Here is a 22,444-nt window from a genome sequence, read left to right on the forward strand (position 1 = left end):
GGCGGTATGCAACATCTGCCATCCCCTTCCCCGAGGATGACACGATGAGCGACGACAAGACCCTGCGCACGCCCGCCGACGCCCAGCGCGTGAACGTGGGCGAGGATTACGAAGTGCGGTACTGGACCAACAAGTGGAACGTGACGCCGCAGCAATTGCGCGCCGCCGTCGACAAGGTCGGCGTGATGGCCGATGACGTGGAGCGTGAATTGCGCAGGTAGCGTGGAGCGCCCCCTTCCGCCCTATCGGGCACCTTCCCCCGCAAGCGGGGGAAGGAAGCTTGCTGTTTCGAGGGTATGACTGCTTCCTTCCCCCGTGCAACGGGGAAGGTGCCCGGCAGGGCGGATGGGGCGGCCTTCAGAACCGGAAGCGCGCAAACAGCGACGGACCCGAGAATTTCATGTCCAGGCCGTCATTGAAGTGCTCGCGATGCTGGTGCAGGGAAATCCTGCTGTATCCGTACTCGGCGCCCAGGCCCACGTGCTCCCAGGGAAACCATTCAAACCCTACCGATGCGTTGTAGATATGTCCGCCCAGGCGGCTGCTGTTGCGCTTGACGCCGGAGAGGTCGACGTACATGCGCATGGTGTTGGCAAAGGCATGCCGCCAGCCCAGCTGCAGCATCGGCGCCCACGCGTTTTCGCTGGAACTGCTCGATGCCTGCACTACTTCGTCGTTGAGCCGCGCTTTGCCGCTGATGCTCGCATGCACGCCGTAGTAGGCCGCACCCAAGCCGATGCCGAAGACGTCGTTGCCACTGCCCATCCACCAGCGATAGGCGGCGCTGCCGAAATTGAAATTGAGCTTGCCGCGGGCCGATGCCGAGGCGATGTAGTTGGTGCCGCCGTAGGAGAAATCGCGGGTCATCGATTTGGAGCGGGTACGCCGGGCATCGTAATAGTCGAACGAAAAGCCCTGGTGGTCGCCGATGAGGAAATCCAGCCTGGCGCGTGGCGTGGTCTTGCGGGAGTCGAAGCCGAGGTCGTTCTCCAGATCCACCGAACCGTAGTGGTCACCGCTCTTGTCGCTGGCGCCAATCACCGTGTCCATGTGCGTGTAATAGCCACCCACCCACAAACTGGCGCGATCGAGTGCTGGCGAGTGTTGGGCCAATGCTGCGGTACTCATCATGGCCAGCGGAAACAACAGCAGGCTGCGGGCGCGACGATGCGCGCAAGTGGAGAAACCTCGATTCATCTTGTTTCGGACTCCGGGGATGGGGAGTTCGCAATCTAGTCAGCGCGTCGTGTACGCGTTGTTGATGGGCGGCCTCGACAATGAACGGCTGCGCGGTTCATTCATCACGCAGCACAAACCTGGATGGCGACACTGTGTCGTTTGTGCCGCCCATCGTGTGGTGGTCGGTGCGACAAACGCCGACGCCCCTGCTTTCAGCACTGCACCAACCTGCGAGGTAATCGATGATCATCTTCAATGGCTCCTCCCTGATGACCCGGTTCGCGGGCAGCGACATGAAGTACGTGCCGCCCGGCCCACCCCCGCCCACGCCAACCGATCCCACCCGACCGGGTGAACCGGCACAGACGCCGCCGGAACCCGAGCTTCCACCCGTCGAACCGCACAACCCTGACCTGCCCGAGCGCCCCCTGCGCGCTGGCATCCGGCGACTGACGCCATAAGCGTCAGCGCTCAGGCCGATTTGCGACGCGTGGTTTTTTTGGCCTTCTTTACCGCTGGCTTCTTCTTGCTGGCCGACTTCTTGGCCGCCGCCTTGCGCGGCACCTTCTTTTCGGCCGTCTTCTTTCCTGGCGCCTTGCTGGCCGGCGTGCGGTGCTTCGTTTCCAGGCTTTTCTGCAGCAAAGCCATGAAGTCGACCACGTTGGTGCTGGCGTTCTCGGGTGCCTCACCTTCATCCTCGGTCGGCGGTGTGACCACGCCCTTGGATTTCATACGCTTCTCGATCACCGCGCGCAGGCGCTCACGGAATTCGTCGCGGTAATCGCCGGGCGTCCACTCGTCGCTCATCGAATCGATCAACTGCTCGGCCATTTCCATTTCCTTGGACGTGATGCGGTAGTCCGACACGTCGCCCTCGGGAATCTTGTAGTCGCTGGCGTCGACCAGCTCCTGCGGGTAGCGCAGCAGCATCAGCAGCAGGCCGTTGTCGCGCGGCATAACGGCCGAAAGATATTCGCGGGTGCGAATCACCACCCGCGCGATGCCGATCTTGCCGGTGCGCTTGAGTGTCTCGCGCAGCAGCACGTAGCCCTTCTCGGCCTTCTTGCCGGGCACCAGGATGTACGGCTTCTCGAAATACTCCGGCCCGATCGAACCGGCATCGACGAAAGTCTTCACCTCCACTGCCTCGCGTCCTTCGGAGGATGCCGATTTGATGTCGTCCGGCTCCAGCACCACATAGCTGCCTTTTTCGTATTCGAACGCCTTGACGATTTCCTTCCACGGCACCTCCTCGCCGGTTTCCGCGTTGACGCGCTCGTAGCGCACCGGTGTGTTGCTGCGGTTGTCCAGCATGCGGAAATGCAGATCCACGCTGCGCTCGCCCGACATCAGCGAGACGGGCACGTTGAGCAATCCGAAGGAGAGGGTTCCGGTCCAGATGGGACGCGCCATGGTGTGTGCTCCGGCGAGGGATTCGCCAACCGACTATGGCCATTGACCCGTGGAGGGGCTGTCAAGTTTTCACCCCGGATCAACGTGGCGCTGGATAGCGTCGAACGTCCTGCCACCGCACGGGTTTCACCATGGCCACCAGCAAGAACACCCCGCATAAAGCCCGTACCCGCAAGACCGCGGAGAAAGCGCGGGATATCCAGCGCGGCGTGGAACGCAGGGACCAGGACAAGCCTGCCAAATCGGCAAAAGCCGCCAAAAAAAGTGCACCACAAACCGCCGAGCGCAAGAAGCCGGAAAACCCGTTGCCGAAGCAGCATCAAAGCAAGCCCGGCAGCGAAAAGGATCTGGACCCGCGGCCCCAATTCACCGCCCCCACCTATGCCGGCAGCGGCAAGCTGACCGGCATGACCGCCATCGTCACCGGGGGCGACTCGGGTATCGGTCGCGCCGTGGCCGTGCTGTTTGCCCGCGAGGGTGCCGACGTGGCCGTGGTGTATCTGTGCGAGGACGAAGATGCCGCCGAAACCCGCGATTACGTGGAGGCGGAAGGCCAGCGCTGCCTGCTGATCCGTGGCGACGTGAGGGACGCAAAGTTCTGCAAGAGCGCGGTGGAGAAAACGGTGAAGGCGTTCGGCAAGCTGTCGATCCTGGTCAACAACGCCGCGTTCCAGCAGCACGCCGAATCCATCGAGGACGTCACCGACGAGCATCTGGACCAGACCCTGCGCACCAACCTGTACGGCTATTTCTACATGGCGCGCGCCGCGTCCCCGCACCTGGGCAGCGGCGATTCGATCATCAACACCGGATCGGAAACCGGCCTGTTCGGCAGCAGCAAGTTGCTGGATTACTCGATGACCAAGGGCGGCATCCATGCGTTCACCAAGGCACTGGCGTCCAACCTGGTGTCGCGCGGCATCCGCGTGAACGCGGTGGCGCCGGGCCCGGTGTGGACGCCGTTGAATCCCGCCGACAAACCCGCGGAGAAGGTGAAGGATTTCGGCAAGCACAACCCGATGGGGCGCCCCGCCCAGCCGGAGGAACTGGCTCCCGCCTACGTGTTCCTGGCCGCGCCCTCGTGCGCCAGCTACATCTCCGGCGCGGTGATTCCGGTGATGGGCGGGCCCACCGGCTGACCACCACACCGTCGCCGTTATACGCGACCACTCGCCGGACAGGCACGATGACCGAACTGCAGGAATACCGCCGCAAGCGCGACTTCAGCAAGACCCGCGAACCCGCGCCGGACGCGGCGGTGGCGCTGGAGCGGCGCTCGCTGTTCGTGGTGCAGCTGCATCACGCCAGCCGCCGCCATTTCGATTTCCGGCTGCAGGTGGGCGACGTGCTGAAAAGCTGGGCGGTGCCCAAGGGCCCCAGCTACGACCCGGAGGTGAAGCGCCTGGCGGTGGAGGTGGAAGATCATCCGGTGGCCTATGCCACGTTCGAGGGCGACATCGAGCACGGCTATGGCAAAGGCCATGTCGACCAGTTCGACTTGGGTGTGTGGACCACCGAAGGCGACGCCGAAGCGCAGATACAAAAAGGCCACCTGCGTTTCGAGCTGTTCGGCAAGCGGCTCAAGGGTGGCTGGCACCTGGTGCGCAGCGGCCGCAAGGAGCGCCAACCGGCGTGGTTCCTGATCAAGGCCAGGGATGCCTTCGCGGGCGACGTGGAGGCGGACGATCTACTGGACAAGAAGATGATCGCCAGCACCAAAGCCGCCGCGAAAACCCCCGCCACCAGGGCCGTCGCCAGGAAATCCACGGCGCGCAAGAAGGCCATTCCCAAGGGCACGAAAAAGATACCGCGCGCCCGCCTGGTTAACATCGCCGCCGGCCTGGATGGCGCGCGCAAGGCCAAGGCCAGCAACGATTTCTTCAAACCCGAACTGGCGCGTCTGCGCGACACGGCGCCGGCCGGTGACGACTGGCTGCACGAAGTGAAGTGGGACGGCTACCGCATTCTCACGGCGATTGCCGATGGCGAGGTGAAGCTGTGGTCGCGCAATGCCCTGCCCTGGAACGACAAGCTGCCCGACATCGTGCAGGCGCTGGAGTTGCTGGGACTGCAATCGGCGCAACTGGATGGCGAGCTGGTGGCGCTGGATGCGCAGGGGCGCAGCGATTTCAACGCGCTGCAGAAAACCCTCTCCGGCGAGATGCAATCGCCGCTGGTCTACATGCTGTTCGACATGCCCTACTTCGAGGGCTTCGACCTGTCGCGCGTCGCCCTGCTCGATCGCAAGGATCTGCTGCAACAACTGACGGCACACGCGCCACGCCACCTCGCCTTCAGCACGCATGCCATCGGCAACGGCGAGCAGGCGTTCAAGATGGCCAGCGAGCAGCAACTGGAAGGCATCATCTGCAAGCGCGTGCAGTCCACGTATCACCCGGGCCGGGGCGACGACTGGATCAAGGTGAAGCGGCTGGAAAGCGACGAGTTCGCCGTGGTGGGATACACGCCACCCAAGGGCAGTCGTAGCGGTTTCGGCTCGTTGCTGCTGGCCCGGCCCGATCCCGACACGCCCTCGGGCTGGATCTATGCCGGCCGCGTGGGCAGCGGCTTTTCCGACGAGCAGCTGCGCGCGCTGAGCAAGACCATGGACGAAAAAGGCAGCCCGAAGCCCACGGTGGCGCTCGCCGGCGTGGACCCGCTGCTGCGCAACGCGCGCTGGATCAAGCCGACCGCTGTCGCCGAGGTGTATTACCGCGGCATCGGCAACCAGAACCTGCTGCGTCAACCGAGCCTGAAAACCATGCGCACCGACAAAAGCCCCGCCGACCTGCTTGATTCCGACCGCGCCACCGGCAAGGCCAAGGGCAAGGCGACGAAGAAAGCCGCCAAGGCCAAACCGCGCACCAACGCCACCAAGCCGGCGGATATCACCATCAGCCATCCCGATCGGGTGGTGTTCGCCGAAGGCAGCATCACCAAGCAGGATGTGGCCGACTATTACCTGGCGGTCATGAAGTGGTTCCTGCCCGGCGTGATCGATCGCCCCACGTCGGTGATCCGCTGCCCCGAGGGCGCGGGCAAGGCCTGCTTTTTCCAGAAGCACCTGATGCAGGGCCTGAAGCATGTGGGCAGCGCCAAGCTGAAAGAGGAGTCGGGCGCGCAGGCCGTGTACATCTATCCACTGGATGCCAGCTCGGTCATCGAGCTGGTGCAGTTCGGCGTGCTGGAATTCCATCCCTGGGGCTCGACCGTGGAGAATCCCGACAAGGCCAACCGCGTGGTGTTCGACCTGGATCCCGGCGACAACGTGGCGTGGGAGCGCGTGGTGGCCGCCGCCCGACTGGTGCGCAAGCTGCTGACGCAGCTGGGCCTGGAATCGTTCCTGCGCACCACCGGCGGCAAAGGCCTGCACGTGGTGGTGCCGCTCAACCCCGGCTGCCCCTGGCCGATGGTGAAAGGCTTTGCGCAGGCATTCGCCTCCACCCTGGCGCAGGCGCATCCGCTGGATTTCGTGGCCACCGCCACCAAGTCGCAGCGCAACGGCAAGATCTACGTGGACTACCTGCGAAACAGCCGCGGCGCCACCAGCGTGGCCTCGTATTCGCTACGCGCCCGTGCCGGTGCGCCGGTAGCCGTGCCGCTGCGCTGGAACGAGTTGGGCAAGCTGAAAAGTGGCCACGATTTCGATATCCATTCCACGCCCAAACGGCTGGCGCGACTGCGCTCGGACCCGTGGAAAGGCATCGACGATGTGCAACAGAACCTGGACAACGTGATGAAGCGCCTCGCCTGATCTACCGATATGGACGTCCATTCAAACCCCCGCCACTGAACGGAGCAGCTCATGCCGGATACGGATCGACCAAAACAACCACCAGGTACCTCGGGCTATCCCGAGCCGCAGCCAAGACCGAAGCACGATCCCGCGCAAATGCCCGACGCAGATACGCCGCACGAGTCGCAGAATGTGCCGGAGAGCAAACCCGATCAGCCCAAGTAAGTGTGCTTGACGGGAGGTTCGAGGGCGCCCTTCGACTTCGGCCCTGCGGGCCTACGCTCAGGGTGATCGGTGGTGAAGCATCAGCGCCTCACACTCCACCGATCACCCTGAGCGTAGCGAAGCGAAGTCGAAGGGCAATCCATCGCCAGGAACGATCTACACGCCACCCACCTCTTCCAGCGCCGCCATGACCGCACCCGAAAACGCGGGAATGTCCTGCGGTTTGCGGCTCGTGATCAGCTGGCCGTCGCGCACCACTTCGCTGTCTTCCCATTGAGCGCCGGCGTTTTCCAGATCCTTGCGCAGCGACGGCCACGAGGTGAGCTTGCGCCCCTTCACCAGGCCCGCGTCGATCAGCGTCCATGGCCCATGGCAGATCGCGGCGATCGGTTTGCCTGATTCACCAAACCGGACGATGAAGGCAATCGCATCGGGTTCCAGCCGCAGCTTGTCCGGGTTCATCACGCCGCCGGGCAATACCAGCGCGTCGTAGTTTTCCGGCCGTGCGTCCTTCAGCGCCACATTCACGTTCACCGAGTCGCCCCAGTTCTTATTGTCCCAGCCCTTGATCTGCGTGGCGCCGCCCGGCGCGATCACGTCGACATGGGCGCCGGCCACTTCCAGCAGGCGTTTGGGTTCGGTCAGTTCGGATTGCTCGAAGCCATCGGTGGCGAGTACGGCAACACGGCGGCCGCTGAGTTTTTCGGATTCGGTCATGGCGTTTTTCCGGGGTGGGGAGAACGCGCAGCTTCGGCCTTTTCGCATGGACGTCGCGTCAAGTTTCTTTGACGGGGCATGCACGAGGGGCTTGCCATGGTGCATGCCGTGACAGGCGCCACGCCTGCACCCGCATCATTCGCTCATCACTCAAGGACGCTGCCATGTCGATGTCACTTCTGCTGATCATCGTGCTGATCATTTTGCTGATTGCCGCGTTGCCCACCTGGCCGTACAGCCGCTCGTGGGGTTATCGCCCGATGGGCGGGTTGGGCATCATCGTGATCATTGTCATCGTGTTGTTGCTGCTTGGCGTTTTCTGACCGGCGGATGCGCCAATGAAGGCCGCCACCGTGGTGTCCGGGCGTGCCGCAGGCACTGCAGGAAACGCCCGGCACCTTCCCTTGGCCAAGCCCGTGGCGGAGATCCCCACGGGCAAGCTGGTGACGTTGCGCCGCAAGGCGAAAACCTGTCGTGCCTGCCCGCTGTGGCGCAACGCCACCCAGACCGTATTCGGCGAAGGGCCCGCCTCCGCCAAGGCGATGTTGATTGGCGAACAGCCAGGCCTGCAGGAGGATCAATCGGGCAAACCGTTCGTGGGGCCGGCCGGACATTTGCTCGATCGCGCCCTGGACGAAGCCGGGCTGGATCGCGACACGCTTTACCTCACCAATACCGTCAAGCATTTCAAATACGAAATGCGTGGCAACACCAAATTGCACAAGCGCGCCAACGCCTCCGAACAGGCCGCGTGCCGCATGTGGCTGGCAGCCGAACTGCTGCGGGTGCAGCCGCGGGTGGTGATCGGGCTGGGCGCGATGGCGGCCCAGACACTGTTCGGCGATGCCTTTCGCATCACCCGCGAGCGCGGGCAATGGCGCGAACTGGGCGAAGAGGTACGCGGCATGGCGACCTGGCACCCTTCCGCGGTGCTGCGCATGCCCAAACCCGACCAGCGCCATCAGGCTTACGCGGAACTGGTGGCCGACCTGCGTGACGTGGTCGCCGTGCTGGCGGACATGGCGTGATGTTCGACCTGATCCACAAGCGCAGCAGGAGGCTGTCATGAAAAAGCGCCGCCGATGGATAGGGCTTATCGTGCTGATGGCCGCCCTGGTCACGATCCTGGCGATCGGCTTCTATCGCAGCGTCACCGGCCAGGATACCCATCCCGAGGACAGCAGCTCGCCGACTGAATCGTCCAAACCCTTGTAGGAGCGCACCCTGTGCGCGATCGCTCGTCGTCACGTCACCAAAAGCATTTGCGCACAGAGTGCGCTCCTGCAACAAACGGGGCACCCTGCGCCTAATGGAAATCCCGTGAGCGCGTATCCAGTGCACCGAGCAGCGGGGTGAGATCCTTGAGCCGGTGCGCGATCAGGTGGCTGACGCCATCCACCTGCTCCCACTGCCCTTCCACCGCTAGCAACCGTGCCTGCAGCAGCGGCAGTCGCTGGGCTTCAGCCACATGACGCCATATCACTACGTTGATCAGCCCATGCTCGTCCTCCAGCGTCACGAAGATGATGCCGCTGGCGGTTTGCGGTTGCTGGCGTGATGTCACCAGGCCGGCCACGCGCACACGGCTGTTGTGGGGTTGCCTGCGTAGTGCCTTTCCATCGATGCAGCGTGCGGCATTCAATCGACTGCGGATCTGCCGCAGCGGATGCACGCCCAGACTGAGGCCGGTGCGTGCGTAGTCCGCCAGCGTGTCTTCGGCCTGCGTGGGCAATGGCAGGATCACGGCTTGCTCGGTCGGACTTGCGTTGCCGAACAACGGCAGTTGCGGTTCGACCCCGGCCACGGCCCAGCGCGCTCGATGGCGATGGCCGGCCAGCCCTCGCAGGGCCGCCGCATCGGCCAGCAGTTCCTGGTGACGACGATCGAGACCGGCCCGCGAACACAGGTCGGTGATGTCGGTAAAAGGCCGCTGAGCACGCGCGTCCATCAACCGCAGCGCGGCCTTTTCGGAGCATCCACGCACCATGCGCAGGCCCAGGCGGATGGCGCGGGTGCGGGTGTTGCCATGTGGATCGGGCTCCAGCGTGCAATCCCAGTCGCTGAAACGCACATCCACCGGATGTACTGCGATGCGGTGGCGCCGCACGTCCTGCACGATCTGGCTGGGCGCGTAGAAACCCATCGGCAGCGAATTGAGCAAGGCGCAGGCAAACGCCGCCGGGTAATGGCATTTCAGCCAGCACGAGGCATAGACCAGGTTGGCGAAACTGGCTGCGTGCGATTCGGGGAATCCGTAGGAGCCGAAACCCTTGATCTGCTCGAAGATGCGGGCGGCGAATTCCGCCGTGTAACCGTTTTTCAGCATGCCCCGCATCAGCTTGTCGCGATGCGGTTCCAGCCCGCCGTGGCGTTTCCATGCAGCCATCGAGCGGCGCAGCTTGTCGGCCTCGCTATGGGTGAAGTCGGCCGCCACGATGGCCAGTTGCATCACCTGCTCCTGGAACAGCGGCACGCCGAGCGTGCGTTGCAACACCTTCTTGAATTGCGGCGATGGATAGTCGACGGTTTCCTCGCCATTCCGCCGCCGCAGGTACGGATGCACCATGTCGCCCTGGATCGGGCCGGGCCGCACGATCGCCACCTGGATCACCAGGTCGTAGAAAGTCGCCGGCCGATGCCGCGGCAGCATCGCCATCTGCGCCCGGCTTTCGATCTGGAACACGCCGACGGTATCGGCGCGCTGGATCATGGCGTAGGTTGCCGCGTCGTCTGGCTCGATGGTGGCGATGGTCTTGACGACGCCATGCTCGCTTTCCAGCAAGCCGAAGCATTTGCGCAGGCAGGTCAGCATGCCCAGCGCCAGGCAGTCGACCTTCAGCATGCTCATGTAATCCAAGTCATCCTTCTCCCACTGGATCACGGTGCGATCAACCATCGCCGCGTTTTCCACGGGCACCATCTCGCTCAGCGAGGTGTTGGAAATCACGAAGCCGCCCACGTGCTGTGACAAATGCCGCGGCATGCCGATCAGCTCGTAGGTGAGTTTCAGCACGCGGCGGATGATCGGGCTGTCCGGATCGAAACCCTGTTCGCGCAGCCGCTCCTCCGCCGAGCTGTCGCCCCAGCCGCGCGCAAAGATGTCGCTGAGCTGGTCGACCTGATCCAGCGGCAGGCCCAACGCCTTGGCCACGTCGCGCACCGCGCTGCGGCCGCGGTAGCAGATCACGGTGGCGGCCAGCGCGGCACGCTCGCGACCGTATTTTTTGTAGATGTACTGGATCACTTCCTCGCGCCGCTCGTGCTCGAAATCGACGTCGATGTCGGGCGGCTCGTCGCGGTCTTCGCTGATGAAGCGCGCCACCAGCAGTTCGTTGACCTCCGGGTCCACCTCGGTCACGCCCAACGCGAAACACACGGCGGAGTTGGCCGCCGAGCCGCGGCCCTGGCAGAGAATTTCCTTGCTGCGCGCGAAGCGGACGATGTCGTGGACGGTGAGGAAAAAGGCTTCGTATTCCTTCGACGCGATCAATGCCAGTTCGTCGTCGATCAGCTGGCGCACCTTGGCGCTGATGCCGTTCGGCCAACGCCACTGGATGCCTTCTTCGGCCAGATGGCGCAGCCAACTGCTGGGCGAGTGGCCTTCAGGTACCAGCTCAGCCGGATAGTCGTAGTGCAGCTCGCTCATGTGGAAGGTGCAACGCTCGGCGATGCGCACGCTTTCCTGCAGCAGGGCATCGGGATAGAGCTCGGCCAACACATCGCATCGGCGCAGGTGTCGTTCGCCATTGCGGAAGATCAGCGCGCCCGCCTCGGCGATCGGCACGCGATGGCGGATCGCGGTGAGCGTGTGCTGCAAGGCCAGCCGTCGGCGCACGTGCATGTGCACGTCGCCGCTGGCTACCAGCGGCATTCCGAGCGTGTGGCCAAGCGCCTGCAGTTCGCGCAGGCGGGCGGCATCGTCGGGGCCGCGATGCAGTTCCACTGCCAGCCAGGCGCGGTCACCGAAGGTCTCGCGTACCCAGCGGCCGTGCGCGACATCTGGTTGCAGCCCGGGCATCCACAACGCCAGCGTGCCCGGCATGCCGCTTTCCATGTCTGCCCGGGTGAGCCGATACGTGCCCTTTTCCGAAGCGCGGCGGCCGCGCGTGATCAGTCGGCAGAGTTCGACATAGCCCTGCTTGTTCTCGCACAGCAGCACCAGCTTCGGACCATCCTCGAGCTGGAATTCGGCGCCCACGATCAGTTTCAGGTCGAGCTCGGTCGAGGCCTGGTAGGCGCGCACGATGCCGGCCAGCGAGCATTCGTCGGTGATCGCCAGCGCGTGGTAACCACAGGCCTTGGCGCGCTCGAACAACTCGCCGGCCTTCGAAGCGCCGCGGCCGAAGGAGAAATCGGACAGGCAATGCAGCTCGGCGTAATCCGTCATGCGAACCAGCCCTGCAGCATCCAGCCTGCCTGCTCGCCCGGCGCGCAGAACGCCCACGCGTACTGGCCCAGCGACGTCTCCACCACGTAGTAATCGCGACACACCTCGCCGCCATCCCACCAGCCGGTTTCCAGCCGCTCGGGGCCGGCCAGGATGCGTGGCTCGGTGCCGCGCAAGGGAATGGGGCGACCGAGCAGCCAGGTGGGGCGTGGTCCAATCCCCTGTAGGAGCGGCTTCAGCCGCGACGCTTTTGAAGCCGAGGCAGATTGAGAAGCGTCGCGGCTGAAGCCGCTCCTACAGGGATTTCCCGCAATCGACTGCGCCCGCTCAGGCCGCGGATCGGTGGTGCTGTCCAGTTGATGCACGGCGCGATCGCCCAGCCGTGCGCGCAGGCGTTCGCGCAACTGATCGATCGGCAGCGCGTTGGCAGGACGGTCGTCGAACAGGTCGCGGCCGGCTGGCACGAACGGCGGCAGTTCGCGTGCCACCAGCCGCATCGCCAGCACCGGCTCGGGCAGTTGCACCTGATCCAGCCGCCCGCGCGCCAGTTCAAACAGCATGCCAGGTTCGCGCTCCGGCGTGAGCAGGCCCACCGGCACCTCGGTAACCCTGCCGTCACGATGTTCCAGCCGCAGCGTGAACCGCTGCACGCCACCATCGCGCCCCGCCAGATAGGCGGCCAGATCGCCGGTCATGCGACGCAGGGGGAACACCAGCGAGGCGATGTTTTCCACCTCGTGCATCAACTCGATGCGCAGGTCGAAAACGTCGGGCGGACGATAGGCATCGAGCCCCGCGGGCAGATCGCCGGTCAGCCGATCGAGTGCCTCCAGCAGTTCGGTGCCGAAACGTCGGCGCAGGCCATCGCGCGGCAGCGCCAGCAATTGCCCCAGGCTGCGGATGCCCATGCCGGGCAAGGCTTCGGCCGCCAGCGCCGGCAGGCGGCTCTTGGCGATAGGCACGCCTTGCAGCGCGCGGCGCATGGCATCGGACGTCAGCACCGCCTGCCCGTCGCTGACGCCGGCCAGCACATACGCGGCGTGCGGCGTGGGCGCAGCGGTGATGCGGTGGCGAAAACCCAGCGCGGCAAGATCCGCGCGCAGCATCGCCTCCAGCCGTGGCCAGGGACCGAACAGGCCCATGCTGCGGCTTACCTCAAGCACGATCGCATGCGGCAGCAGGCTGACCTCGGAGCTGTAGCGATACGCCACGGCCGCAAGGAAATGGTGCCAGCGATCCACCGCATTGCGGTCGTATGGCACGGCATCGAAACGGGTCAGCAGGGCCTGCGCGGCACTCAACCGCTGACCCACGTGCAGGCCCGCCTCGCGCGCCTCGCGATTGGCGGACACGATGCTGCGCGCGTTGACCGGGCCGCTCACCAGCACCAGCGGCCCGGTCTGGGGGTTACGACGAAGGACGCCGTCCAGCGCCAGGTGCGGCAGCACGATGCAGGCCCACAACATACCGGCCGACCATCAATGCAGGGCGCGGCCGAGCGGCACCGGCTGTGCCGGCACCGACCCGCCACGGCATTTGCGCACCCACACCTGGGCGCGGGGCGCAGCTTCCAGCTCCAGCCGCAGGGCCGCCGGCGACGCGTGCGGCAGGTGCTTGCGATCGCGGAAGGCGAACGCCAGCGCCTGGCCGTGATCCGCCGCCACCTGCAGTCGCCGCAGCGTGCGGTCGTCAGCCTGGCGCGGCCACGCCAGCACCGCCGCGCAACTGCCCGAGCGCAGGCATTGCTCCATCGCCCAGGCCACGTCGTTGTCGCCCGCGGCGACGATGTCCACGCGGCGCATGTCCACACCCTGCTGCTGCCAGCCGGCCACGCACGGCAGGTAGGGCGGCGCCACGATCACCACCGTCCGCCCGCCCTGGGTGAGGCGCGCCAGGCTGGGCAGCACCAGCCGCAGCTCGCCCACGCCATCGGCGGGCAGCAGGATTTCCGACAGCGCTGCCGGAGGCCAGCCGCCAGCCGGCAGCACATCATCGAGCGCGGCCCAACCGGTGGGCTGCTCGCCCGCCGGCAGCGGCGCCGCTCGCCCGCGCCAGACCTGCTGGGCATCCAGCAGCGTGGACAAGGCCACCACGGCGCCCATCAGCTGCCCCTCAACAGGCCTGCGAACAGACCTTCGATGGCGAAATCCTCGGTGGGGTCAGGATCGATCGGCTGATAGCCCGGGCTGTTCGGCAGCAGCCGGATCACGTCGTCCTGCCAGTACAGCCGCTTGATGGTGAAGCGGTCGCCGCCCACCCGCGCCGCCACCACCTGGCCGTGGCGCGCCACCGACGTGGCGTGCACGCCCACGATGTCCTGGTCCAGAATGCCTTCGTCGCGCATCGAATCGCCCACCACGCGCACCAGGTAATCCGGCTTCAGCCGGAACAGCCAGCTGGATACGCGCAGCGTGCGCTCCACCCGTGCATCGGAAAACAGCGGCTCGCCGGCGGCGATACGGCCCACCAACGGCAGTTCCATGGTGTCCGCGTCCAGCGGGTCGGCCGAGGTCACCAGGCGGATGCCGCGCGAGCGGTTCGGCTCGATCTGCAGCCGCCCTTTCGCCTCCAGCGAGCGCACGTGTTTCAGCACCGCGCTGACGTTGGCCAGGCCCATGGCCTGGCCGATCTCCTCCAGCGTGGGCGCCTGGCCGGTGTGGTCGAGGCGGTCGCGGATGAAATCCAGGATGTTGGATTGGCGGGCGGTGAGCTGCAGGGTCATGGCTGGTATCTTTTCACCTTTTGTGGTGAAAATGAAGAAGGGAAAGATGAACGTCGCGGTTCGACCGAGTCTCGCCCTGCGTGATCTCAGCGGATGAGACCGCCCCTTGCTGTCATGCCGCCCTGCTTGCCGAGATCCGCCGATGAATGCCCTGCCCGACCGTTACCACGCCGCCGACGAACTGGTGCTGCGCAGCCCCGGCGATGGCCGTTCGCTGGCGCAACGGCTCAACAAACGCTACGGCGCGCGCATCACCGGCGCGTTCGTGCTGCCCGCGCAGGAAGGCCGCTACGCGCCACTGCCGCCCGACCTTCCCCCGGCCCTGGCGCAGGCGCTGCGCAGTCGCGGCGTAAACCAGCTCTACAGCCACCAGGCCGAGGCCTGGGCCGCCACCCAAACCGGCGCGCACGTGGCCGTGGCCACGCCCACCGCGTCGGGCAAGTCACTGTGCTACACGCTGCCGGTGATCAGCGCGGCGATGCAGCAGCACGCCAAGGCGCTGTACCTGTTCCCCACCAAGGCGCTGGCGCAGGACCAGGTGGCCGAGCTGCTGGAGTTGAACAACGCCGGCGAGCTGGGCGTGAAAGCCTTCACGTTCGACGGCGACACGCCCGGCGACGCGCGCCAGGCAATCCGCCTGCATGGCGACATCGTGGTCAGCAACCCGGACATGCTGCACCAGGCGATCCTGCCGCATCACACCAAGTGGGCGCAGTTCTTCGAGAACCTGCGCTACGTGGTGATCGACGAGGTGCACACGTATCGCGGCGTGTTCGGCTCGCACGTGGCCAATGTGATCCGCCGGCTGAAACGCGTGTGCGCGTTCTACGGCGTCACCCCGCAATTCATCCTGTGCTCGGCCACCATCGGCAACCCGCAGCAACACGCCGAGGCGCTGATCGAGGACGCCGTCACCGCCATTGTTGAAAGCGGCGCACCGGCCGGCGAGAAGCACGTGCTGCTGTGGAATCCGCCGGTGGTGAATCCCGACCTGGGCCTGCGCGCATCGGCACGTTCGCAGACCAACCGCATCGCGCGGCTGGCGATCAAGTCGGGCCTGAAGACGCTGGTGTTCGCCCAGTCGCGCAGCATGGTCGAGGTACTCACCAAATACCTCAAGGACGTGTTCGACCACGACCCGCGCAAGCCACCGCGCATCCGCGCCTACCGCGGCGGCTACCTGCCGAAGGAGCGCCGCGCGGCCGAACGCGACATGCGCGCGGGCAGCGTCGACGGCATCGTCAGCACCTCGGCACTGGAGCTGGGCGTGGATATCGGCTCGCTGGACGTGGTGGTGTTGAACGGTTACCCCGGTTCCGTCGCCGCCACGTGGCAGCGCTTCGGCCGTGCCGGGCGGCGCCAGCAATCCGCACTGGGCGTGCTGGTGGCCAGCTCCGATCCGCTGGATCAGTACCTGGTGCGGCATCCGGAATTCTTCCAGGGCGCCACGCCCGAGCACGCGCGCATCCAGCCCGATCAGCCGCTGATCCTGCTCGACCACATCCGCTGCGCCGCGTTCGAGTTGCCGTTCGCAGGCGAGGAGATGTTCGGCAACGAGGTCGCCACGCCGTGGCTGGATGTGCTGGGCGAGGAAGGCGTGCTGCATCGCGAGGGTGACCGCTGGGAATGGATCGCCGACAGCTACCCCGCCATCGCGGTGTCGCTGCGCGCGGTGGCGGACGGCAATTTCGTGGTGGTGGACCGCACCAACGGCCGCCAGACCATCATCGCCGAAGTCGATTACTCGGCCGCGCCGGTGACGCTGTACGAAGGCGCCATCCACATGATCCAGTCGGTGCCCTACCAGGTGGAACGGCTGGACTGGGAAGGCCGCAAGGCCTACGTCACGCGCACCGAAGTCGACTACTACACCGACGCCATCGACTACACCAAGCTGAAAGTGCTCGATTGCTTCGACAGCGCTGGCGCCGGCCGCGGCCAGGCGCATCACGGCGAAGTGCACGTGGTGCGCCGCGTGCCCGGCTACAAGAAAATCCGCTTCTACACGCACGAAAACATCGGCTACGGCCCGGTCAACCTGCCCGACCAGGAACTGCACACCACCGCCGTGTGGTGGCAGTTGTCGCAGACGGTGCTGGCCTCGGCGTTCGAGGATCGGCAGCAGGCGCTGGATGGTTTCCTGGGCGCCGCGTACGCACTGCATATCGTGGCCACCGTGGCGGTGATGGCCGAAGCGCGCGACCTGCAGAAATCGGTGGGCAGCGGCGACGGCGCATGGTTTGTCAGCGCCGACCTCAGCGGTCGCGGGCAGTTGCGCGGCAGTGACGGCCAACCCACCGCGCTGGCGCCCGATGCGCCGTTCACGCCCACCGTCTATCTGTACGACGCCTTCCCCGGCGGCATCGGCCAGAGCGAGCCGCTATTCCAGCGCCGCGAGGATCTGGTGGCCCAGTCGATCACCCTGATCGAACGCTGCGATTGCCGCGCGGGCTGTCCCGGCTGCGTGGGGCCCATACTCGCGGCCGACGAGCACCATGACGAAATGGACGTCCAGACGCCCAAGGCGCTGGCGTTGCGTGTACTGGCGCTGCTGGTGGCGCTGTGAGTGCCCTGGCCACCAAGCTGCGGCAATTGCGGGCGGATGCGGGGCAAACGTCTTCCATTGCTTCCGCTCGCTCCCCTATTACCGTTCTTCCTGAGCGTAGCGCAGCGAAGTCGAAGGACACGTCGCCGAGCACGCACAAAACCCTCTCCCCCGACCTCCGCCGCCTGCTGCAACGCCACGCCCAGCTCAAACGTGGCCCGGCGTACCTGGCATCCAATGACCGCGACGTTCCCGGCATCGAACTGTCCCCCGGCCTGCGCTACACCGAAGCCAACGTCGACTGGCTCGCCCCGCCCGACATCGTCGACGCGGCCTTCGCCCGCATGGAGTCGATACACCATCGCCGCCTGCTGCATTTCGACACCGAGACCACCGGCCTGGCCGGCGGCACCGGCACCCGCGCCTTCATGATCGGCGCCGCCGACTGGCACGACGGACGCTTCCGCATCCGCCAGCTCACCATCACCAGCATGGCCGCGGAAACCGCCATGCTGCGCACCTTCGCCAGCTGGCTGGCCGACGACACCGTGCTCGTCAGCTACAACGGCAAATGCTACGACTCGCCCCTGCTGAAAACCCGCTACCGCCTGGCGCGCCTGCCCGATCCGCTGACCGGGCTGGGCCATCTGGACCTGCTCCACCCCGTGCGCCGACACTGGAAAGGCCAATGGGAAAACTGCCGCCTGGCTACCGCCGAACGCGAACTGCTCGGCGTGGTGCGCGAAGATGACCTGCCCGGTTCGGAAGCCCCGGCCGCGTGGCTCACCTACCTGCGCGGCGGCTCCGCGCGAAACCTGCGGCGGGTGCTGGCCCACAACAACCAGGACCTGAAGAGCCTGGCGGGTGTATTGCTGTACATGGCGCGGCTGCCGCACCAATGAATACGCTGGTGTCCCGCGCGCCTCACGGCAAACTCGATGCGGCCCTCCCCCAACTCACTCCGGAGCCATCCCCATGACAGCGATCAATCACGCAGCCACCTTCCGCCAATTGCATCAGCACGGCTTGCTCCTGCTCGCCAACGCGTGGGACGCCGGTAGCGCCCGGCTGATTGAAAGTCTCGGCGCCAAGGCCATCGCCACCACCAGTGCCGGTGTGGCTTGGGCCAACGGTTACGCCGATGGCAGCCACTTACCCATGCAGCAATCGATCGCCACGATCGCCAATATCGTCCGCGTCATCCGCGTGCCGCTCAGTGTCGATTTCGAGGACGGCTACGCCAGCGATCCCGCGACTGTCGCCGACAACGTCGCCCGCGTGATCGACGCCGGCGCGGTCGGCATCAATATCGAGGATGGCGCCGACAGTCCCGACCTGCTCGCCAGCAAGATCGAGCGGATCAAGCGCATGGCGGCCCAGCGCGGCGTGGACCTGTTCGTCAACGCCCGTACGGACGTCTATTTGCGTGGCCTCGCCAGCGACGATCGGCGCGTCGAGGAAACGCTCGCCCGCGCAGCGCGATATCGCGCGGCCGGCGCCGACAACCTGTTCGTGCCCGGCGTGGTCGATGCCGACGACATCCGCCGCATCGTCGCGAACGCGGGGTTGCCGTTGAATGTGATGAGCCGGCCTGGCCTGCCCGGCGTCCCGGAACTGGCCGCCCTGGGTGTGCGACGGCTGAGTGCAGGAGCGTCGATTTCGATAGCGACCCTGGATTGCGTGGCCGGGCTCACGAGCAGTTTCCTGCACCACGGCGAGGGCAACCCGGTACCCGGCAAGGCGCTGGATTACGGCGTGATCAACAAGTTGTTCGACGGCATCGAGGCCAGGCAACAGTAACGCCGCGCTCGTCGTACGACGCCATGCCCCGGGCGCTGGGTCGCAACCGATCCGGCCGGGTATCTGCAGTGGCCGAGCGTTTCAGGCGCCCCGGACCTCCCGTTCGCCCAGCCGATTGCGGTCATGCGGAGCGTCGAACGCGGGGACCGGGCCGATCGACACGATGCCGTACGGGTTGAGCGTCTTGTGACTGCGGAAGTAGTGGTGGCGGATGTGATCCATCCACACGGTATCGGCCACGCCAGGCAGCTGATGGATGTCGCGCAGCAAACCCTCGAGGTTGGGGTAATCGCGGATTCGCTTGCGGTCGCATTTGAAGTGCGTCGCGTACACCGCATCGAAGCGCACCAGTGTGGTCCACAGGCGCAGGTCCGCTTCGGTCAGCGTATTGCCGACCAGGTAGCGGTGTTGCCCCAGGCGCTGCTCGAGTGATTCCAGCGTGGCAAAAAGCGCGGCGACCGCCTCGTCGTAGGCTTCCTGGCTGGTGGCGAAACCGGCCTTGTAGACGCCGTTGTTGACGTTGTCGTACACGGTCGCGTTGATGGCGTCGATGGCGGCGCGCAGGTCGTCGGGATAGTAATCGCCCGCCCGCGCGCCGATGCCGTCGAAGGCTGTCCCAAGCATGCGGATGATTTCCGACGACTCGTTGTTGACGATGGTTTCGCGCTGCTTGTCCCACAGCGTCGGTACGGTCACCCGGCCGCTGTAGTGCGGGTCGGCTTTCAGGTAAAGCTCGTACAGCTTGTCGAAGCCATGGAGCCGGTCGCCGGTGGCACCCTCGAAGTCGGTGCGCAGTTCCCACCCGTTTTCCAGCATCAACGGATGTACCACGGATACGTCGATGTGTTTTTCCAGGCCTTTCCACGCCCGCATCACCAGTGCGCGATGCGCCCACGGGCAGGCGTAGGACACGTACAAATGGTAGCGACCGCTTTCCGCCTTGAAACCGTCCTGCCCGGATGGCCCGGCGCTGCCGTCGGCGGTGACCCAGTTGCGGAACCGGCTTGCCGAGCGTTCGAAACGCCCGCCCGTGCTGCCGGTGTCGTACCACTGGTCGTGCCACTTGCCGTCTACCAGCAATCCCATGATGGTCTCCTCATCGCGTGTGCAGGTTGCCACCTGCCGGGCCGAGCCAAGGCGGTGACGTCGCGTACAACTCCTGTACCAGTTGCTTGATCAACACGATGTAAGGCGAGTCGTCATCGCGACGGTGGCTGAGGATGATCGGCGAGGTCGCGTGTTCGTCGGCGATCACGCGGTAATGCAGATCCTTGCGGTGCAGGCTGGCGGTGTACGGAACCACGCAGATACCGGTGGCAGCCGCGGCCAGGCCCAGCGCGATCTGCATCTCGCTGACCTCGTGCACGTTTCCAGGCCGCACCCCGTGATCCTCCAGCAGGGCCAGCACCTGGTCGGCGAATGAGGGGTGCTGGCCTTTCGGGTAGACGATCAGGTCCTCGTCCGCCAGCTCGGCGATCGCCACTGGCGCATCACTGTCGGCCAGCCGGCTGCCCGGCGCCACGGCGAGCACCAGCCGCTCCTCGCGCAGCACGGTGCGTTCGACCGCCGCGTCGTTGCGGCGGATGCGGCCGAAGCCGACGTCGATACGGCCAGTCTTGAGCGCCTCGATCTGCTGCACCGACATCATCTCCACCAACTGGATGTCCAGCTCCGGGGCGTGCTTGCGCAGCTCGCGCACCAGCGCGGGGACGCCGCCGTACAGGGTGGAGGCGACGAAGCCAATCGAGAAAACACGCCGCTGCTGATGCCCCACGCGTTGGGTCGCAACCTTCATCTGCTCTACGCGGCCGAGGATCTGCAGGGCCTGTTCGAGGAACAACTTGCCCGCATCGCTAAGCCGCAACGGACGGCTGGCGCGGGAGATCAGGGTCACGCCCAATTCCTCCTCCAGCAGCTGGATCTGGCGGCTCAGCGGCGGCTGGGCGATATGCAGCTTTTCGGCAGCGCGGGTGAAGTTGCGCTCGCGGGCGACGGCGATGAAATAGCGCAGCTGACGCAGGTCCATGGCTGATCTACCGTTAAGTTTTCATACCCTGAATGAACTCAGGCGTGGCTCGAAGCGGCCACGTGGCGCCCGTTTCGGCATGACTATACCTTCAAGGTATTCATGAAGAGTTATTCAGTGTTGGACGGCAAGGGTGCGGACAGCCGATAACCGAATCGTGATGAAACTCTCCCCTGCCCCCGCCATGCATCCTTCCGCCACGATCGAGCGCATCGAGACCGTGCTGCTCGACCTGCCGACCATCCGCCCGCACCGACTGTCGGTGGCCACGATGAACGGCCAGACCCTGATGCTGGTGCGCATCCACTGCTCGGACGGCGCGGTCGGCGTCGGCGAAGGCACGACCATCGGCGGGCTGGCCTACGGCGGCGAGAGCCCCGAGGGCATGAAGCTCGCGGTCGACACCTATTTCGCGCCGTTGCTCAAGGGCGCCGACGCCACCCGCGTGCCGGCGTTGATGGCGCAGTTGGACCGGTCGATCAAGGACAACCGCTTTGCCCGCAGCGCGGTCGAAACCGCCCTGCTCGACGCCCACGGCAAGCGCACCGGCCTGCCGGTGTCGGAGTTGCTGGGCGGCCGTCGCCGCGAGCGCCTGCCGGTGGCGTGGACGCTGGCTTCCGGCGATACCGCGCGCGATATCGAAGAAGCCGAGCGGATGCTCGACCTGCGCCGTCACAACGTGTTCAAGCTGAAAATTGGCGCGCGCACCGTGGCCGAGGATGTCGCCCACGTCGCCGCGATCAAGCGCGTGCTGGGCGACCGCGCCGCGGTGCGGGTCGACGTCAACATGGCCTGGAGCGAATTGCAGGCCGTGCGCGGCATCGCCGCCCTGGCCGATGCCGGCTGCGAACTGGTCGAGCAACCGGTGGCCACCGCCGGCGCATTGGCGCGGCTGGTGCGGCGTTTCCCGGTCGCCTTGATGGCCGACGAATCCCTGCACGGGCCGCGCTCGGCATTCGAGCTGGCGAAGGTCGCCGGCGCGGACGTGTTCGCGGTGAAGCTGGAGCAATCCGGCGGCGCGTACGCCGCGCAGCACGTTGCCGCGATCGCCGACGCCGCGGGCATCGAACTGTACGGCGGCACCATGCTCGAGGGCGCGGTCGGCACCGTCATCTCGGCCCATGTGTTCGCCACCTTCGCCAATCTGCAGTGGGGCACCGAACTTTTCGGCCCGCTGTTGTTGACCGAGGAAATTCTCACCGAGCCGCTGGACTACAGCGACTTCCAGCTCACCGTACCCGCCGGCCCTGGCCTGGGCATCAGCCTGGACGAGGACCGCGTGCAGTTCTTCTGCCGTGACCGTGCCACGCGCGCGGTGAGCCTCGCCGACACCACCACCAAGGGAGGTTAAGCCATGCTTTTCCAGGTACGAATGGACGTCCAGATTCCCGCCGACCTGCCGGCCGACGTGGCCAACGACATCAAGGCGCGCGAGAAGGCGTACTCGCAGGAGCTGCAGCGCAGCGGCAAGTGGCGCCACATCTGGCGCGTCGTCGGCGAGTACGCGAACTACAGCATTTTCGATGTCGACAGCAACGAGGAACTGCACGAGCTCCTGACCGGGCTGCCGCTGTTCCCCTACATGCGGATCGCGGTGACCCCGCTGTGCCGGCACCCGTCGTCGGTCCGCGAGGACGACCGCCAGGAATAGCAGCGACCGGGGCTTCCGCGAGGAGCCCGGGGCCGCCAACGCA

At 65.8% G+C, this 22,444-nt stretch carries 21 protein-coding genes; 12 read left to right on the top strand and 9 right to left on the bottom strand.

Features of this window, described 5'->3' with window-relative positions:
* Positions 1 to 44 precede the first annotated feature (44 nt).
* The gene (locus ASD68_RS16500; RefSeq protein ID WP_082520106.1) at positions 45 to 221 is read left to right on the top strand and encodes a DUF3606 domain-containing protein; all 177 of its coding nucleotides are present in this window, start codon (positions 45 to 47) and stop codon (positions 219 to 221) included.
* A 136-nt stretch (positions 222 to 357) separates the two neighbouring features.
* On the opposite strand, the gene ASD68_RS04035 is transcribed toward ASD68_RS16500, so the two are convergent.
* Positions 358 to 1,197 carry an autotransporter outer membrane beta-barrel domain-containing protein gene (locus ASD68_RS04035; protein ID WP_235578626.1) on the bottom strand — a complete coding sequence of 280 codons (840 nt, stop codon included), beginning with the start codon at positions 1,195 to 1,197 and terminating at the stop codon, positions 358 to 360.
* Positions 1,198 to 1,421: 224 nt separating this feature from the next.
* Between ASD68_RS04035 and ASD68_RS04040 the strand changes: the two genes are divergently transcribed.
* Positions 1,422 to 1,640 carry a hypothetical protein gene (locus ASD68_RS04040; RefSeq protein WP_056603691.1) on the top strand — a complete coding sequence of 73 codons (219 nt, stop codon included), beginning with the start codon at positions 1,422 to 1,424 and terminating at the stop codon, positions 1,638 to 1,640.
* 10 nt (positions 1,641 to 1,650) lie between these two features.
* Here ASD68_RS04040 and ASD68_RS04045 read toward each other — a convergent pair whose 3' ends face one another.
* Positions 1,651 to 2,592, bottom strand: coding sequence for a Ku protein (locus tag ASD68_RS04045; protein WP_056603693.1), 942 nt, complete (start codon positions 2,590 to 2,592; stop codon positions 1,651 to 1,653).
* A gap of 131 nt (positions 2,593 to 2,723) precedes the next feature.
* On the opposite strand from ASD68_RS04045, the gene ASD68_RS04050 reads away from it, so the two are divergent.
* Positions 2,724 to 3,731, top strand: coding sequence for an SDR family oxidoreductase (locus ASD68_RS04050; RefSeq protein WP_056079043.1), 1,008 nt, complete (start codon positions 2,724 to 2,726; stop codon positions 3,729 to 3,731).
* 47 nt (positions 3,732 to 3,778) lie between these two features.
* Positions 3,779 to 6,346 (top strand): DNA ligase D, encoded by a 2,568-nt coding sequence (gene ligD, locus ASD68_RS04055; RefSeq protein WP_056603697.1) that lies wholly within the window; start codon positions 3,779 to 3,781, stop codon positions 6,344 to 6,346.
* 363 nt (positions 6,347 to 6,709) lie between these two features.
* Here the strand turns inward: ligD and ASD68_RS04060 are convergent, their stop codons facing one another.
* Entirely contained in the window at positions 6,710 to 7,270 is a 561-nt protein-coding gene (locus ASD68_RS04060; protein WP_056603700.1) for a type 1 glutamine amidotransferase domain-containing protein, read from the bottom strand.
* A 170-nt stretch (positions 7,271 to 7,440) separates the two neighbouring features.
* Between ASD68_RS04060 and ASD68_RS16505 the strand changes: the two genes are divergently transcribed.
* From ASD68_RS16505 to ASD68_RS16760, 3 genes are read left to right on the top strand one after another with little or no spacing between them, the layout of a single operon-like run.
* Positions 7,441 to 7,593: a DUF3309 family protein gene (locus ASD68_RS16505; RefSeq protein ID WP_200945348.1), complete on the top strand. Its 153-nt coding sequence runs from the start codon at positions 7,441 to 7,443 to the stop codon at positions 7,591 to 7,593.
* Positions 7,594 to 7,608: 15 nt separating this feature from the next.
* Positions 7,609 to 8,298: a UdgX family uracil-DNA binding protein gene (locus tag ASD68_RS04065; RefSeq protein ID WP_056603703.1), complete on the top strand. Its 690-nt coding sequence runs from the start codon at positions 7,609 to 7,611 to the stop codon at positions 8,296 to 8,298.
* A 37-nt stretch (positions 8,299 to 8,335) separates the two neighbouring features.
* The gene (locus tag ASD68_RS16760; RefSeq protein ID WP_156458326.1) at positions 8,336 to 8,485 is read left to right on the top strand and encodes a hypothetical protein; all 150 of its coding nucleotides are present in this window, start codon (positions 8,336 to 8,338) and stop codon (positions 8,483 to 8,485) included.
* 91 nt (positions 8,486 to 8,576) lie between these two features.
* Here the strand turns inward: ASD68_RS16760 and ASD68_RS04070 are convergent, their stop codons facing one another.
* The 4 genes from ASD68_RS04070 to lexA are packed head-to-tail and all read right to left on the bottom strand — an operon-like array spanning position 8,577 to position 14,379.
* Positions 8,577 to 11,657 (bottom strand): error-prone DNA polymerase, encoded by a 3,081-nt coding sequence (locus tag ASD68_RS04070; protein ID WP_056603706.1) that lies wholly within the window; start codon positions 11,655 to 11,657, stop codon positions 8,577 to 8,579.
* Entirely contained in the window at positions 11,654 to 13,123 is a 1,470-nt protein-coding gene (locus ASD68_RS04075) for a DNA polymerase Y family protein (RefSeq protein ID WP_056603710.1), read from the bottom strand. Before ASD68_RS04075 ends, ASD68_RS04070 begins: the two co-directional genes overlap by 4 nt.
* A 12-nt stretch (positions 13,124 to 13,135) precedes the next feature.
* Positions 13,136 to 13,759, bottom strand: a complete 624-nt coding sequence (gene imuA / locus ASD68_RS04080) for a translesion DNA synthesis-associated protein ImuA (RefSeq protein WP_056603713.1) — start codon at positions 13,757 to 13,759, stop codon at positions 13,136 to 13,138.
* The gene (gene lexA / locus ASD68_RS04085) at positions 13,759 to 14,379 is read right to left on the bottom strand and encodes a transcriptional repressor LexA (protein ID WP_056603715.1); all 621 of its coding nucleotides are present in this window, start codon (positions 14,377 to 14,379) and stop codon (positions 13,759 to 13,761) included. The genes imuA and lexA overlap by 1 nt, the downstream gene beginning before the upstream one ends.
* Positions 14,380 to 14,521: 142 nt before the next feature.
* Between lexA and ASD68_RS04090 the strand changes: the two genes are divergently transcribed.
* The 3 genes from ASD68_RS04090 to ASD68_RS04100 all read left to right on the top strand — a co-directional run bounded on the left by ASD68_RS04090 (position 14,522) and on the right by ASD68_RS04100 (position 18,724).
* Positions 14,522 to 16,945 carry a DEAD/DEAH box helicase gene (locus ASD68_RS04090; protein WP_056603720.1) on the top strand — a complete coding sequence of 808 codons (2,424 nt, stop codon included), beginning with the start codon at positions 14,522 to 14,524 and terminating at the stop codon, positions 16,943 to 16,945.
* Entirely contained in the window at positions 16,942 to 17,826 is an 885-nt protein-coding gene (locus tag ASD68_RS04095; RefSeq protein ID WP_056603723.1) for a ribonuclease H-like domain-containing protein, read from the top strand. The genes ASD68_RS04090 and ASD68_RS04095 overlap by 4 nt, the downstream gene beginning before the upstream one ends.
* Positions 17,827 to 17,899: 73 nt before the next feature.
* Positions 17,900 to 18,724 carry an isocitrate lyase/phosphoenolpyruvate mutase family protein gene (locus tag ASD68_RS04100; RefSeq protein ID WP_056603726.1) on the top strand — a complete coding sequence of 275 codons (825 nt, stop codon included), beginning with the start codon at positions 17,900 to 17,902 and terminating at the stop codon, positions 18,722 to 18,724.
* 81 nt (positions 18,725 to 18,805) lie between these two features.
* Here the strand turns inward: ASD68_RS04100 and ASD68_RS04105 are convergent, their stop codons facing one another.
* Together ASD68_RS04105 and ASD68_RS04110 are read right to left on the bottom strand one after the other, a co-directional pair.
* Complete coding sequence (locus tag ASD68_RS04105) at positions 18,806 to 19,810, bottom strand: glutathione S-transferase family protein (RefSeq protein ID WP_056605155.1); 1,005 nt, start codon at positions 19,808 to 19,810, stop codon at positions 18,806 to 18,808.
* Between the two features lie 10 nt (positions 19,811 to 19,820).
* Complete coding sequence (locus ASD68_RS04110; RefSeq protein ID WP_056603729.1) at positions 19,821 to 20,750, bottom strand: LysR family transcriptional regulator; 930 nt, start codon at positions 20,748 to 20,750, stop codon at positions 19,821 to 19,823.
* A 160-nt stretch (positions 20,751 to 20,910) separates the two neighbouring features.
* Here ASD68_RS04110 and ASD68_RS04115 point away from each other — a divergent pair, with 160 nt between their 5' ends.
* Positions 20,911 to 22,101: a muconate/chloromuconate family cycloisomerase gene (locus tag ASD68_RS04115; RefSeq protein ID WP_156458327.1), complete on the top strand. Its 1,191-nt coding sequence runs from the start codon at positions 20,911 to 20,913 to the stop codon at positions 22,099 to 22,101.
* 3 nt (positions 22,102 to 22,104) lie between these two features.
* Positions 22,105 to 22,401, top strand: coding sequence for a muconolactone Delta-isomerase (catC, locus tag ASD68_RS04120; protein WP_056079082.1), 297 nt, complete (start codon positions 22,105 to 22,107; stop codon positions 22,399 to 22,401).
* Positions 22,402 to 22,444: the final 43 nt, after the last annotated feature.

This window comes from Rhodanobacter sp. Root627 (genome assembly GCF_001427835.1).
GTDB lineage: Bacteria > Pseudomonadota > Gammaproteobacteria > Xanthomonadales > Rhodanobacteraceae > Rhodanobacter > Rhodanobacter ginsenosidimutans.